Source organism: Kitasatospora cystarginea, assembly GCF_039533515.1.
GTDB lineage: Bacteria > Actinomycetota > Actinomycetes > Streptomycetales > Streptomycetaceae > Kitasatospora > Kitasatospora cystarginea.
Genome location: NZ_BAAATR010000005.1, coordinates 21,201 through 35,671, shown reverse-complemented (window position 1 = coordinate 35,671; position 14,471 = coordinate 21,201). Strand labels below are relative to the sequence as shown.

General features: G+C 70.8%; 13 protein-coding genes. 9 read left to right on the top strand and 4 right to left on the bottom strand.

Annotated features, from left to right (window positions below; translation table 11 throughout):
* Window positions 1-195: 195 nt before the first annotated feature.
* The 8 genes from infC to ABD369_RS07485 all read left to right on the top strand — a co-directional run bounded on the left by infC (window position 196) and on the right by ABD369_RS07485 (window position 9,175).
* The gene (infC, locus tag ABD369_RS07520) at window positions 196-900 is read left to right on the top strand and encodes a translation initiation factor IF-3 (protein WP_344635707.1); all 705 of its coding nucleotides are present in this window, start codon (window positions 196-198) and stop codon (window positions 898-900) included.
* Between the two features lie 148 nt (window positions 901-1,048).
* A complete protein-coding gene (gene rpmI / locus ABD369_RS07515) occupies window positions 1,049-1,243 on the top strand; it encodes a 50S ribosomal protein L35 (protein WP_030286227.1) in 195 nt (64 codons plus the stop codon).
* A 114-nt stretch (window positions 1,244-1,357) separates the two neighbouring features.
* Window positions 1,358-1,744 (top strand): 50S ribosomal protein L20, encoded by a 387-nt coding sequence (gene rplT, locus ABD369_RS07510; RefSeq protein WP_344635457.1) that lies wholly within the window; start codon window positions 1,358-1,360, stop codon window positions 1,742-1,744.
* Window positions 1,745-1,887: 143 nt separating this feature from the next.
* Window positions 1,888-2,754 carry a TrmH family RNA methyltransferase gene (locus ABD369_RS07505; protein WP_344635456.1) on the top strand — a complete coding sequence of 289 codons (867 nt, stop codon included), beginning with the start codon at window positions 1,888-1,890 and terminating at the stop codon, window positions 2,752-2,754.
* Between the two features lie 143 nt (window positions 2,755-2,897).
* Window positions 2,898-4,010 (top strand): sensor histidine kinase, encoded by a 1,113-nt coding sequence (locus ABD369_RS07500; RefSeq protein ID WP_344635455.1) that lies wholly within the window; start codon window positions 2,898-2,900, stop codon window positions 4,008-4,010.
* Between the two features lie 354 nt (window positions 4,011-4,364).
* Window positions 4,365-5,486: a phenylalanine--tRNA ligase subunit alpha gene (pheS, locus tag ABD369_RS07495; protein ID WP_344635454.1), complete on the top strand. Its 1,122-nt coding sequence runs from the start codon at window positions 4,365-4,367 to the stop codon at window positions 5,484-5,486.
* Window positions 5,486-7,981, top strand: coding sequence for a phenylalanine--tRNA ligase subunit beta (pheT, locus tag ABD369_RS07490; protein WP_344635453.1), 2,496 nt, complete (start codon window positions 5,486-5,488; stop codon window positions 7,979-7,981). The genes pheS and pheT overlap by 1 nt, the downstream gene beginning before the upstream one ends.
* Window positions 7,982-8,335: 354 nt before the next feature.
* On the top strand, window positions 8,336-9,175 hold the full coding sequence (locus tag ABD369_RS07485; RefSeq protein WP_344635452.1) for a chitosanase: 840 nt from the start codon (window positions 8,336-8,338) through the stop codon (window positions 9,173-9,175).
* A gap of 205 nt (window positions 9,176-9,380) precedes the next feature.
* On the opposite strand, the gene ABD369_RS07480 is transcribed toward ABD369_RS07485, so the two are convergent.
* From ABD369_RS07480 to ABD369_RS07470, 3 genes are all read right to left on the bottom strand, one after another.
* Window positions 9,381-10,379, bottom strand: a complete 999-nt coding sequence (locus tag ABD369_RS07480; RefSeq protein ID WP_344635451.1) for a phospholipase D-like domain-containing protein — start codon at window positions 10,377-10,379, stop codon at window positions 9,381-9,383.
* A 260-nt stretch (window positions 10,380-10,639) separates the two neighbouring features.
* Window positions 10,640-11,197, bottom strand: a complete 558-nt coding sequence (locus ABD369_RS07475) for a DoxX family protein (RefSeq protein ID WP_344635450.1) — start codon at window positions 11,195-11,197, stop codon at window positions 10,640-10,642.
* 450 nt (window positions 11,198-11,647) lie between these two features.
* Window positions 11,648-12,469 (bottom strand): Rossmann-fold NAD(P)-binding domain-containing protein, encoded by an 822-nt coding sequence (locus ABD369_RS07470; RefSeq protein WP_344635449.1) that lies wholly within the window; start codon window positions 12,467-12,469, stop codon window positions 11,648-11,650.
* An 87-nt stretch (window positions 12,470-12,556) separates the two neighbouring features.
* Here ABD369_RS07470 and ABD369_RS07465 point away from each other — a divergent pair, with 87 nt between their 5' ends.
* A complete protein-coding gene (locus tag ABD369_RS07465; RefSeq protein WP_344635448.1) occupies window positions 12,557-12,976 on the top strand; it encodes a winged helix-turn-helix transcriptional regulator in 420 nt (139 codons plus the stop codon).
* 377 nt (window positions 12,977-13,353) lie between these two features.
* On the opposite strand, the gene ABD369_RS07460 is transcribed toward ABD369_RS07465, so the two are convergent.
* Window positions 13,354-14,388, bottom strand: coding sequence for a methyltransferase domain-containing protein (locus tag ABD369_RS07460; protein WP_344635447.1), 1,035 nt, complete (start codon window positions 14,386-14,388; stop codon window positions 13,354-13,356).
* Between the last annotated feature and the right edge of the window lie 83 nt (window positions 14,389-14,471).

Here is a 14,471-nt window from a genome sequence, read left to right as displayed (position 1 = left end):
TGCCCGTCCAGAAGACGGACACCGCCCCCGGTTGTGTGGAGCCCCGCCTGTGTACCGAGCGGGGCTTTTTTCGTGCCGCGGTGCCTGCACCACAGAGCAGCGCAGCACGAATGAAGCCCCGCCCAGTGGTCGAGTCCACTACGTGCGACCGCCGTCCGACGGCCGCATCGGAGAAGGTGCAACCGAGGAGGCCCCATCAGCACCGAGCCCCGCATCAACGACCGGATTCGCGTCCCCGAGGTGCGACTCGTCGGTCCCAGCGGCGAGCAGGTCGGCATCGTGCCGCTTGCCAAGGCGCTGGAGCTTGCGCAGGAGTACGACCTTGACCTGGTCGAGGTCGCGGCGACCGCTCGGCCGCCGGTGTGCAAGCTCATGGACTACGGCAAGTTCAAGTACGAGTCGGCCATGAAGGCCCGTGAGGCGCGCAAGAACCAGGCGCACACGGTCATCAAGGAGATGAAGCTCCGGCCGAAGATCGACCCGCACGACTACGACACCAAGAAGGGTCACGTCGTCCGGTTCCTCAAGCAGGGCGACAAGGTCAAGATCACGATCATGTTCCGCGGTCGTGAGCAGTCCCGCCCCGAGCTGGGCTTCCGACTGCTGCAGCGGCTCGCGAACGACGTCCAGGACCTGGGATTCGTTGAGTCCTCGGCCAAGCAGGACGGTCGTAACATGATCATGGTTCTTGGCCCGCACAAGAAGAAGACCGAGGCGATGGCCGAGGCCCGTGCCGCAGCGGACGCCCGCAAGGCCGAGCGTCAGGGCCGGAACATCGGTCCCAACGACGCCGACGCGGCTGACGACGTTGACGCCGACGCGGCTGACGACGTTGTGGTCGAGGCCGAGGACGCCGCCGCCGAGGTCGAGCAGCCGGCCGAGGCCGCCAAGGACGCCTGAGCCCCCTCCAGGGCTGTACGGCGGTCCGGGCGGACCGGCCACCGGGGTACCGGGGCAGCCTGCCCTGCGTACCAGTGATCCATCCAGTTCACCGCCCGCGTTCCCCGGAGCGCGGGCGGTGGGCGGACCGACGAGGAGATACGGCGACATGCCGAAGCAAAAGACCCACAGCGGCGCCAGCAAGCGCTTCAAGATCAGCGGCTCCGGCAAGGTGCTGCGCGAGCGTGCCGGCCGTCGCCACCTGCTCGAGCACAAGCCCTCGACGCTGACCCGCAAGCTGGCCGGCACGGTCGAGATGGCCCCGGCCGACGCCAAGAAGATCAAGAAGCTTCTGGGCAAGTGATCGCCCTCCTGCCGGGCCGCGACCGCGGACCGGTGGGGCCAGCTGATCCTTCCCGACCCATTCGAATGACGGACCACGTGAAGTAGTCCGTGGTCCAACCCAAGGAGTAATGAAGTGGCACGCGTCAAGCGGGCAGTCAACGCCCACAAGAAGCGCCGGGTCATCCTGGAGCGCGCCAGCGGCTACCGCGGCCAGCGCTCGCGCCTGTACCGCAAGGCCAAGGAGCAGGTCACCCACTCGCTGGTCTACAACTTCAACGACCGTAAGAAGCGCAAGGGCGACTTCCGTCAGCTGTGGATCCAGCGCATCAACGCTGCGGCCCGTGCCAACGGCATCACCTACAACCGCTTCGTCCAGGGTCTGAAGGCCGCCGGCGTCGAGATCGACCGCAAGATGCTGGCCGAGCTGGCCGTCAACGACCAGGTCGCGTTCGTCGCGCTGGTCGAGGTCGCCAAGAAGGCGCTGCCGGAGGACGTCAACGCCCCCAAGGTCGCCGCCTGATCAAGGCCGGAGCTTCGGCACCGTAGCTGATCCGCTCAGACCCGCAGGCCCGCCGCCTGCGGGTCTGAGTGCTTCCCAGGGTTCCCCGCAGAGCCGCACCGGCCGCTGACGCCAGCCCGCGGCTGCCCACAGAGAACGAGAGCATGCAGAGCACCGACATCCCCCTGCTCACCTCCCTGCGCTCCCCGCGCGTCGTCGCCGCCCGCAAGCTGGCCCGGCGCAACCAGCGCAGCAAGGAGCGCCGCTTCCTGGCCGAGGGCCCGCAGGCGGTCCGGGAGGCCGTCGCGTACGGGCGGCTGGCGGGCTCGGACGAGCACGCCGTGGTCGAGATCTACCTCACGCCGCAGGCCCTGGAACGGCACGCCGACATCGTCGCCGCGGCCCGGGAGGCCGGTCTGCCGGTGCTCACCGCCACCGACGAGGTGATCGCGGAGATCTGCGACACGGTCACCCCGCAGGGCATCGTCGCGCTCTGCCGCTTCATCGACACCCCGTTCGAGGAGGTGCTCAGGGCCCGCCCGCAGCTGGTCGCCGTGCTGGCGCACGTGCGCGACCCCGGGAACGCGGGCACCGTGCTGCGCACCGCCGACGCCGCCGGGGCCGACGCGGTGATCCTCACCGACGCCTCGGTGGACCCGTACAACCCGAAGGCCGTCCGGGCCTCGGTGGGCAGCCTGTTCCACCTGCCGGTGGCCACCGGCGTGCCGATCGAGGAGGCCGTCGAGCGGCTGCGCGAGGCGGGCGTACGGGTGCTGGCTGCGGACGGGGCGGGGGAGCGCGACCTCGACCAGGAACTGGACGAGGGCACCCTGGGCGCACCCGGTGCCTGGGTGTTCGGCAATGAGGCCTGGGGTCTGCCGGAGGAGACCCGCGCACTCGCCGACGAGGTGGTGCGCGTGCCCATTCACGGGCACGCCGAGAGCCTCAACCTCGCCACCGCCGCCGCCGTGTGCCTCTATGCCTCCGCTCGTGCGCAGCGCTCGCCCGGAGGGTGTCGCGCACAGGGGTAGTGGCGCTAGGGTCTGGCCGTGGGGGAACGGACACGGTGGGTAGTGCCACCGACACCAGCACACGGTGGGCCGGGCAGTCGGGCAGGGGCCGGGCACGCGACGGCGGCCATCGGCGCAGGAGGCTCTGAGCGGGGAGGACACCCATGGACGGCAGCGGGTCCCAGGTGAACCCGGACGACCTGCCGGACGGACTGGTGATCGCCGACGCGGCGGGCGAGGTGGTCTGCTTCAACCGTGCCGCCGTCCGGCTCACCGGGATCCGGGCCGCCGTCGGCACCCCGTTGGAGCAAGCGCTCCCGCTGGAGGACCTGGACGGCCGCCGCTGGTGGCAGCTGACCGACCCGTACGGGGGGCTGGCCATCCGCACCGGCCAGCCCGAGCGGAACCTGCTGCTGCCCGGCGGCCGAGAGGTGCTGGTCTCCGCCCGCTATGTGCGCGAGCGGCCCCGCGGCCCGGTCCGGCGGGTGGTGGTGGCGCTGCGCGGCACCGAGGCGCGCCGCCGTACCGAGCGCAGCCACGCCGAGCTGATCGCCACCGTGGCGCACGAGCTGCGCTCCCCGCTCACCAGCGTCAAGGGCTTCACCGCCACGCTGCTGGCCAAGTGGGAGCGGTTCACCGACGGGCAGAAGCGGGTGATGCTGGAGACCGTCGACGCCGACGCGGACCGGGTCACCCGCCTGATCGCCGAACTCCTGGACATCTCCCGTATCGACGCCGGCCGGCTGGAGATCCACAAACAGGTGGTGGACCTGGCGGCGGCGGTGCGGCGGCACGTGGACGGCAAGGTGGCTGCCGGGATCCCGGCCGACCGCTTCGACATCAGGGTCACCGAGCCGCTCACCCAGCTCTGGGCCGATCCCGACAAGATCGACCAGGTGCTGGCCAACCTGCTGGAAAATGCGGTGCGGCACGGCGAGGGAACTGTCACGATCGAGGTGGCGCCCGCCAAGGAACTGGTCGAGGCGACAGGCCGGGAGCGTCCCGGCACCCCGCCCAGGGCCCCCGAGGGCCGAGTCATCGAAGGGACCGCGGTCACCGTGAGCGACGAGGGCACCGGCATTCCGGAGGAGTCCATGCCGCGCGTCTTCACCCGCTTCTGGCGCGGCTCCAAGCGCGGTGGCACCGGCCTCGGCCTCTACATCGTCAAGGGCATCGTCGAGGCCCACGGCGGCACCATCAGGATCAGCCGCGCGCCCGGCGGTGGCGCCCGGTTCCGATTTATCCTGCCCGCCGGAGTGCCGGACTTCATGCTCTGAAGTCCCGCCCGGCGGGCGGCGAAGGCAGGCGGGCGTGCCCATCGGGGCGGTGCGCGAGCGGCCGAGCACCTTCCGACCGGTCTCCCGGACGGTTCCCCGCGCCCACCGATCGGTGCCGGTGCGCGGGTGTCCGGGACCCGCGCGATGGTGCCCGGCGCCTCCCGCGCCCCTGGGGCGCTACGCGCTGCGACTACACTCGACCTTTGGCGTTGTGGGACGCCCTGCGCGGCCGCGCCGCGGACACCCTTCCTGACAGTGGCGGGAGCGGCTGCCCGTGCCCCGGCCACGCCGGGCGTAGCGCAAGGGCGAGACGGACCCCTTCACTTCACGAGCAGGAGCACGGGAAAGATAGCGATGTCGGCACCCAACAAGTCGTACGACCCGGTAGAGGTCGAGGCATTGAAGCCCGAGGTGGTGGAGCAGGCCAGGGACGGGGCGATCGCCGCGTTCGCCGCGGCCGGCGACCTGGCGCAGCTCAAGGAGGCGAAGGTCGCGCACACCGGCGACCGCTCGCCGCTCTCGCTCGCCAACCGTGAGATCGGCGCGCTGCCGCCGCACGCCAAGGCCGCGGCGGGCAAGCTGATCGGCCAGGCCCGTGGCGCCGTCAACCAGGCCCTGGCCAAGCGCCAGGCCGAGCTGGAGGCGGAGCGCGACGCCCGGGTGCTGGTCGAGGAGGCGGTGGACGTCACCCTGCCGTACGCCCGTAACCCGCGCGGCGCCCGCCACCCGCTGACCACCATGGCCGAGCGGATCGAGGACACCTTCGTGGCCATGGGCTACGAGGTCGCCTCCGGCCCCGAGGTCGAGGCCGAGTGGCTCAACTTCGACGCCCTCAACCTGCACGAGGACCACCCGGCCCGCTCGATGCAGGACACCTTCTTCGTCCAGGCCCCGGACGGCTCGGCGGACTCCGGTGTGGTCCTGCGCACCCAGACCTCCCCGGTGCAGATCCGCACCATGCTCGACCGCGAGCTCCCGCTGTACGCGATCAGCCCCGGCCGCGTCTACCGCACCGACGAGCTGGACGCCACCCACACCCCGGTCTTCCGCCAGGTCGAGGGTCTCGCGGTGGACGAGGGCATCACCTTCGCGGACCTGAAGGGCACCATCGAGCACCTGGTCGCGACGCTGATCGGCGGCGACCTCGAGCTGCGCTGGCGGCCGTCGTACTTCCCGTTCACCGAGCCGAGCGCCGAGGTGGACCTGCAGTGCTTCGTCTGCCTGGGTGCCAGCGTCGGCAACCCGGAGCGCCCCTGCCGCACCTGCTCCTCCGAGGGCTGGATCGAGCTCGGCGGCTGCGGCGTGGTCAACCCGCGCGTCCTGGTCGCCTGCGGTGTCGACCCGGACCGCTACAGCGGGTTCGCCTTCGGCCTGGGCCTGGAGCGAATCCTGATGAATCGTCACAACGTCGCCGACATGCGCGACATGGTCGAGGGTGACGTCCGCTTCACCCTCCCGTTCGGGATGGAGATCTGATGCGCGTCCCGCTTTCCTGGCTGCGCGAGTACGTCGACCTTCCGGCGGGTGAGACCGGCCGCGACGTCGCGGCCCGACTGGTCCGCGCCGGCCTCGAGGTCGAGACCGTCGAACAGCTCGGCGCCGACCTCAAGGGTCCGATCGTGGTCGGCGAGGTGCTCTCGATCGAGGAGCTGGCCGGCTTCAAGAAGCCGATCCGGCACTGCTTCGTCAACGTCGGCGACGCCAACGGCACCGGCGAGCCGCAGGAGATCGTCTGCGGTGCGACCAACTTCGCCGTCGGCGACAAGGTCGTGGTCGTGCTCCCGGGCGCGGTGCTGCCCGGCCCCTTCCCGATCGCCGCGCGGCAGACCTACGGCCACACCTCGGCCGGCATGATCTGCTCCACCCGCGAACTCGGCATGGGCGACGACCACGGCGGCATCCTGGTACTGGAGTCGCACCTCGAGCCCGGCACCGACGCCATCGAGCTGCTCCAGCTGGTCGACGAGGTGCTGGACATCGCCGTCACCCCGGACCGCGGCTACTGCCTGTCCATGCGCGGTGTGGCCCGCGAGGCCGCCGCCGCGTACGGGCTGCCGCTGGCCGACCCGGCGCTGCTGGACGTGCCCCCGGCCAACGCCGACGGCTACCCGGTCAAGGTCGCCGACCCGGCCGGCTGCGACCGCTTCGTCGCCCGCACCGTCGCCGGCGTCGACCCGAGCGCGCAGTCGCCGATCTGGCTGCAGCGCCGGCTGCAGAAGTCGGGCATCCGCCCGATCTCGCTGACCGTCGACATCACCAACTACGTGATGCTGGAGGTCGGCCAGCCGCTGCACGCCTACGACCGCGAGCGGGTGAACGGGCCGATCCTGGTCCGCCGCGCGGAAGAGGGCGAGAAGCTCACCACGCTGGACGGCGTCGAGCGCAAGCTGTCCGTCGAGGACGTGCTGATCTGCGACAACTCCGGGCCGATCGGCCTGGCCGGGGTCATGGGCGGCGCTTCCACCGAGATCCTCGACCCGGCCGCGGGCCCGGGCACCACCGAGGTGATCATCGAGGCGGCGCACTTCGACCCGATCTCGGTCGCCCGTACCGCCAAGCGGCACAAGCTGCCCTCCGAGGCGTCCAAGCGCTTCGAGCGCGGTGTCGACCCGGACGCCGCCCGCGCCGCCGCCCAGCGCGCGGTGGACCTGCTGGTCCTGATCGCCGGCGGCACCGCCGAGGCCGGTGTCACCGACATCGCCGCCCCGCACCCGCTGCGCACCATCCAGATCGCCGCCGACCTGCCGGACCGGGTCGCGGGCACCGAGTACGGCCGCGAGACCGTCACCCGGCGCCTGCAGGAGATCGGCTGCACCGTGATCGGCGCGGACGTCCTCGAGGTCACCCCGCCGACCTGGCGCCCCGACCTCACCGACCCGTACGACCTCGCGGAGGAGGTCATCCGGCTCGAGGGCTACGACAACGTGCCCGCCCGGATGCCCACCGTCCCGCCGGGCCGCGGGCTGACCGAGGTGCAGCGCTTCCACCGCCGCACCGGCGTGGCGCTGGCCGGGGCCGGCTACGTCGAGGTGATCAACTACCCGTTCATCGGCGAGAGCCTGCTGGACGCGCTCGGCCTGGACGCGGACGACGAGCGCCGCCGCACGGTCAAGCTGGTCAACCCGCTCAACGACGAGGAGCCGTCGCTGCGGACCTCGCTGGTGCCGGGCCTGCTCGGCGCGCTGCGCCGCAACGTCGGCCGGGGCAACACCGACCTGGCGCTGTTCGAGACGGGAACGGTCTTCCTGCCCAAGGCGGAGCAGAAGATCGCCCCGCGCCTGCCGGTCGACCGCCGTCCGGTCGAGGAGGAGCTGGCGGCGCTGGACGCCGCGCTGCCGAACCAGCCGCGCCGGGTCGCGGTCGCCCTCGCGGGCGAGCGGCTGCCGTCCGGCTGGTGGGGCAAGGGCGGTGCCTCCTGCTGGGCGGACGCGATCGAGGCCGCTCGCACGGTGGCCCGCGCGGCCAACGTCGAGTTGACGGTCCGTCAGTCCCAGCTCGCCCCCTGGCACCCGGGCCGCTGCGCCGAACTCGCGGTCGGCGACCGGGTGGTGGGCTACGCGGGTGAGCTGCACCCGCGGGTCATCAAGGCGCTGAACCTGCCCGAGCGCACCAGCGTGATGGAGCTCGACCTGGACCTGCTGTTCGCCGACGGCGCGCAGCGGGTGAGCGGCCCCACCGTGTCCTCGTACCCGGTGGCCACCCAGGACGTCGCCCTGATCGTGGACTCCGCCGTCCCGGCCGCCGAGGTGGAGGCCGCGCTGCGCGAGGGTGCGGGTGAACTGCTGGAGTCCATCCGGCTGTTCGACGTCTTCACCGGCGAGCAGGCGGGCGAGGGCAAGAAGTCGTTGGCGTACTCGCTGCGCTTCCGTGCCACCGACCGCACGCTGACCGCCGACGAGGCCTCGGCCGCACGCGAGTCCGCCGTGGCGGCCGCCGCGGCCCGCACCGGCGCGGTGCTGCGCGGCGCGTGACGTACTGACGGTGCCCCGAAGGGCCCCCGGAGCTCCGGCTCCGGGGGCCCTTCGGCGTTCCCGGGGCGGCTCGGGTGTACCTGGGGTGGCCAGGGCTTCTCCGGATGACTCGGCTGTCCCGGGCCGGCCCGACCGGCGACCCGGCCGAAGCGGGTGTGGCCTGCGAACTCCTCGTGCGGCGTCGGCAGTTGGGGCGGGCTTCGGGTGGCGGCAGGTCCGAATCGGATGCGCCGGGCCTCTTGTGGTGTCCATGTCGGTCTGCGTTAATCGTCTGCGTCAGGATCGTTAGGAAAGTTTCCTGACCGCCCACTCCTCGGGCATCCCTGTGCCCGGCGACAGAAGACGGAGCGTCATATGCACTCGCAGCACCGGGTCGGCCGCATCGCCCTCGCAGTCGCGCTTGCCGTGATACCCGCATCGCTCGCCACCGCCGGAGTCGGACACGCGGCCACCCCCGCGGCCACCTCCGCCGTGAAGGCCGGGGCCGGCCTGGACGACCCGCACAAGAAGGACATCGCCATGCAGCTGGTGTCCAGTGCCGAGAACTCCTCGCTGGACTGGAAGGCCCAGTACAAGTACATCGAGGACATCCACGACGGCCGCGGCTACACCGCGGGGATCATCGGCTTCTGCTCCGGGACCGGTGACATGCTCGAACTGGTCCAGCACTACACGGACCTGAAGCACGACAACGTCCTCGCCAAGTACCTGCCCGCGCTGAAGAAGGTCAACGGCTCGGAGTCGCACGCCGGCCTCGGCACCCCGTTCACCAAGGACTGGGCCACCGCCGCCAAGGACCCGGTCTTCCAGCAGGCGCAGAACGACGAGCGCGACCGGGTCTACTTCAACCCCGCGGTCAACCAGGCCAAGTCGGACGGGCTGCGCGCGCTCGGCCAGTTCGTCTACTACGACGCCATCGTGATGCACGGTCCCGGCACCGACTCGGACAGCTTCGGCGGCATCCGCGCCGCCGCCATGAAGAAGGCCAGGACGCCCGCCCAGGGTGGTGACGAGGCCACCTACCTCAACGCCTTCCTGGACGTCCGCAAGGCCGTCATGAAGAAGGAGGAGGCGCACAGCGACACCAGCCGGGTCGACACCGAGCAGCGGGTCTTCCTGAACGCCAGGAACTTCGACCTCAACCCGCCGCTGAAGTGGAAGGTCTACGGCGACCCGTACAGCATCAACAGCTGAGCGGGACCGGGTGAAGAGGCGTACAAGTCGGGTGGGCTGATGATGATTCATCGGCCCACCCGGGTTCTGTCTGAGTCGGGGCAGTGTTCAACGCATCAGCGCGCAGCCGGAGCAATGACCGTCGTTCTGCCCCTCCTCGTGTCCTCCGATCCGGAGGAGAGAGAGCGAGACCGGTCATGGATCAGCCGGTCTGCGGCCTGCCCGCCTAGTACGGCGTGCCGTTGGCGAAGTCGGTCGCGAAGGTCTTCTCGATGCCGTCGAGCACGGCCGGGGCGTTGACGATCAGGCCGAGTTCGCGGTTGCTGTTGAGCGAGTTGTCGGAGAAGTTCTCCGAACCGGCGAAGACCTCGGCGGTGTCGGTGCCGTAGTCCGCGACGATGGCCTTGGCGTGGATGTACAGACCGGTGGTGGAGGAGTACGTGACCACCGAGCCGCCGGCGGCCGTCACCTGGTCGAAGTTGCTCCCGTAGCTGCTCGGGTCCATGCCGACCACCCGTACGGTCACCCCGCGCTGCTCGGCCGCCACGATCGCGTTCACCAGGTCGGCGTCGCCGAACTCCAGCTCCTCGACGTCCAGGGAGTGCTGGGCGCCGTTGATCAGGTCGAGCAGCCGGCTCTCCGAGTCGGTGGGGGACCAGACCAGGTCGTCACCGTCGGCCGGGGTGACGGAGGTCTTGGCGTAGTCCGCGTTGAAGACCTGCTCGATCGCCGCGACATCGGCCGAGTCGCTGTCGAAGACGCCGTAGTCACGGCTGGAGGAGTAGTAGGTGGAGTCCAGATTCCCGGTCAGGATCAGGGACTTGCTGCCGTCCACCGTGACCGTCTTCTGGTGCGTGTAGACGTACGCCGAGGAGGAGTACGTCACGCCGACGCCCGCCGCCTTGAGCGCGGAGTAGGCCGAGCCGTTCACCGAGGTGTGCTTGGCGTCCAGGATCACCCGGACCTTCACCCCGGCCTTCTTCCGGTTCACCAGCGCGGTCACCGCGGTGGTGTCGCGCAGCTCGTACATGGTCACGTCGACCGAGGTGGTGGCCGAGTTGATGAAGCTGTAGACCGCGCTGTGGTCCTGGTCCGGGAAGGTGAGCAGCGAGTACGTGCCCGTCGCGGCGGGTGCCTGGCCGGCGCCCGTGAGCAGGGCTATCGCGGACAGCAGTGCGGTACCGGCGACGGCGCAGGACCGACGGGCGAGACCGAGTCTGGACATGGTGAACTCCGGCTCCGGGAAAGGGGGATGGACCCCTGGCGGTGGGGGTGGGCCTTTGATGGTGCTCAGCCAATGGTGGGGGCGCCGGAGTTTACGCGGGTAGATGCGGGAGGTTAATTTCTGACGGCACGACAGGTTCGCGCTTTTGGGGATTCCTTTAGCAAGGCGGCCGGGCGGAGTCTCGACCCATCGGTTCCCCAAAGTCGCCGACGGCCGCCCGAGTTGGCTCCGGGCGGCCGTCAGGAAGCTTGAGGTTCAGGTTACTTGCGCAGCAGAAGGACGACCGAAGCGGTGACCAGACCGAGCACCACGGCCGCGGCGCCGTACGCCAGCCGGTGCGAGCGGACCACCGGCAGGAACCGGTCGAGGGCGATCCGACCGGGGCCGGTCAGGGCTATTCCGGCAGCGGCGGCCGTCAGCAGCAGCTCGTACTCGACACCCTTCGGCGCGAAGAACCCGCCGCCCCAGATGACCGCGAGCGCGTTGACCATCGTGCCCACCAGCGCCGCGCCGGCGAGCGGGGTGAGCAGACCCGCGGCCAGGCCGAGCCCGCCGAGGGTCTCGGTGAGGCCGGCCACCACCGCCATCACCTTGCCGGCCGGGTAGCCGCTCGCCGTGAAGAAGGCGGCAGTGCCGTCGATACCGCCGCCGCCGAACCAGCCGAGCAGCTTCTGGCTGCCGTGCGCCGCCATGGTCAGGCCCAGGGCGAGCCGGATCAGCAGCAGTCCGATGTCGTGTGCGTGCGGGGAGGTGGACGACCTCCAGTCGGTCTCCCGGTCGGTGCGGGCGGCGGAAGCGGGGGCAGTCGGGTTCGGCATGCGTGTCTCCATCGCTCGGGGAGTGATTCAAATTTGAACCGAGGGGAGGTTCGACCGTATCCGATGATTCAAATTCGAACAAATCCCTTGTGGTGCGGGCTCGGAGGTGGCGGTCAGTCAGATCATCTGTCGCGCAAGATCTTTATCTGTCTCCTACGCCCGGGGTGGGGGTTGAAGTGCCGCTGCCCCGGGCCGGGATCACCGCCGCCCGGCGCCGAGAGCACTGCCGCCCGGACCGGGGGGCCGGGCCGGGCGGCAGGCGGGGTGTGCTGGAGGGAAGTGGTCGGGTGCTCGCGGTGCAGTCGTGGCGGCCGCGGTCGGACCTGCGGTCGAATGGATCCGCGTCCACCGTTCGAGACGGCGCCGGGGAGCGGCGTGCGGCGGCTCCTCGTCCTCCCGAGACGATCGCGGGGGAGGACTCGTTCCGCTGCTCAGCGTGCGGTATCGCCGCTAGAAGCTCGCTTCCGGTCGCGTGGCGGACGCGGCTGCAACGGCCGTAGCCAGCGGGTCGCGGGCCGGGCGGCCAAGAAGGCCTGCGAGGTCGGGGGCGGTGCCGTCCAGGAAGCCGTGTCGGATGCCGGTGGCAATCGAGGCGAGCATGGGCGGCTGGAACGGCAGGAGCCCCGGCGTCTCGTCGAGGAGCCTGCGCCGGTACTCGCCCAGGCCAATGGTGCGGTGCGGGACCCCGAGCCGGTCGGCCACCTGACCCACCGTGATCGGCGTGCCGACGAGGTCGTAGACGCGCCCGCAGTGCCCTGCCGGATCCGCCGCGACGATCGCCGCGGAATCGGCGAGATCCTTCCGCGCGACCGCCGCCAGGGCGCCATCTCCGAACGCGGACTCCACACCATCCTCGGCCCACATCAGCAGGCCGCCGAAGAGTTCGGCGTACAGGCCGTTGCGCAGGATCGTCCAGGGCAATCCGCTCGCCCGCACGAGGCGTTCAGTGGCACGGTGCGCGAGCGCGAAACCGAGATGGTCGCCGGCTGTGGTCAGGCCCGTGTAGACGACGTGGCGGACGCCATCGCGGACGGCGGCGTCCAGGACCGCCGCGTGCCGCCCGACGACCTGGTCGTCCTCGGCATAGCCGGCGGAGATCAGTACCAGGGTCGACACCTCGGAGAGATCGAGGCTCACGTGGTCATCGAAGTCGAGACGCCGCATCCCCTCGCGGGGCGTGCGGCTGCCGCCCGTCGCGGCGGCACCGCGGGTGCGCAGCGCCGCAAGGGTGGCAGAGCCGAGGTTCCCGCTTGCTCCGGTCACCAAGATCATGTCAATCGCAGTCTTCCGTCGTGGTTCTCATCGGTAACTACGCTTGATCCTCGATCGCACGCCCACCGGCCACAAGAAGGCAGTTCGATGTCACTCACGCACACCGGGGTAACCGCCCCCGCCGACCTCGACCCCTGCGGACGCGAGGACCACCCCGACTGCGGCATCCGCGACGTCCTGGACCGCATCGGGGACAAGTGGTCGGTGCTGGTGATCGTTGAACTCGCGAGCGGCCCACGTCGGTTCCGTGAACTGCAACGCGCCATCGACGGCATCTCACAGCGCATGCTCACCCTCACCGTGCGCAGGCTCGAACGCGACGGCCTAGTGCTGCGCACCGTGTACCCGACCGTCCCGGCCCAAGTCGACTACCGCCTGACCGAGACCGGAGCCGGCCTGACCCACCTGGTCAAGGCGCTCGCCGACTGGTCGCTCGCCCACCGCGCCGTCATCGCGGAGGCGCGGCGCGCATACGACCAGACCCACCCCGACCATGACATCCGCTGAGGAGGCACTGTCCTTTGGATCACGGCTTCAGCCAGACAACGAGACGACGTGCGGGCCGCCTCTCAACCGCTCCACCGGTCGTCAGGCTCAATGCGCTATGGACATGAGTGCGAGACACATGACGAACACAGCGACTACGACCGCAGCGACCAGTGCGAGGCCGATCAACCCAGTCACCCCAGCGATCGCGATCCAGCCGAACCGCGTCGCGCGTGCGGCACGCTGAACGGCGTCTTCGCACTCACTGTCGTCGTACCAGCCACGATCAGTCATGGCACCCCCTCTTGGGAGCCTACAGCGCAGGCACTCTGCCGTCGGACCAAGGTGCACCACTCGTCGTGGACCGCCGCAACCGTGATCGCCAGGACAGCGTCCAGCTAGGAGACATGGCGACGGATGACGTTCCGGGGCTCGTCCAGCCAGACGGACTGGGCGCCGTCCGCCGCGATGGTGACGCCGTAGCGGGTCAGCTCGGGTCCGCCCTCTTCCTGCCAGCGGAGCCGGGCAATGGTGATCTCGTCCCAGAGGCGACGGTTGCCCGCCTGCTGCACCGCGCCGTCGCCGCCCCAGTCGTGGTAGCGGACCGAGGCACACGAGCCGTGGCCGTCGGAGAGCTGCATCCGGTAGGTGCCCGCCGGGTCCGCCTCGTCCCAGGTGTGGACGTAGCGCACCAGAGGCGCTCGCAGGCCGATCGCGAACGCCGCGTGGACACGCTCGAGGGCGAGGTCCGGATCGATCCCGGAGGCGCCGTGGGAGGTGGGAGCCGCCTGCGGACCGGTCATCTCAGGCGGTCGTTGGGCCCGCATCCACATGAAGCTGACGTTCTCCACGAACCGGCCGTGCGCCGCCTGGCCGCGCTCCCCGACGTCCAGCCGCAGCAGTGCGGCATTCGCGTACGGGGTGCCCCACGGCGTCACGATGACGCCGCCCGGCTTGGTCTGCTCGACCCATACCCGGGGCACGCGCTGCACGGCGGCGGTCGAGTGGATCCGGTCGTACGGTGCGCCGAAGGGCCAACCCAACAGGGCGTCGCCGTGGTGCTGGTGGACCGGCAGGAGTCCGGCGGCGGCGAGGCTCTTCGCCGCCTGCAGGTACACGTCGCGGTCCACCTCGACCGTGGTCACGGCCTGGCTGCCGAGGCGGGCGCAGAGCAGGCCGGCTGTCCAGCCCGTTCCGGTGCCGATGTCCAGCACGGTGCAGCCGTCGCGCACGTCCAGGTGCTGGAGCATGGACGCCACCAGGGACGGCATGGACGCGGACGAGGTGGGCACCCCGGGCCCATCCTCGGCCCCGTCGTCCAACTGGGTCACCACGACGTCGTCGGCGTTCACCAACGACCACCAGCGTTCCGGGTCCTTCTCCCGTTCCGCCGGGCGGAAGCCGTTGGGGGCGCCGCCGTCGGGGGCCCACACGGCGTTCGGGGTCGACCTTGCGGACCATGCTGAGCGACACCGCCGAACGGTCCGTCAGTTCGCGCTGGGTGAGGCGGCGGGCC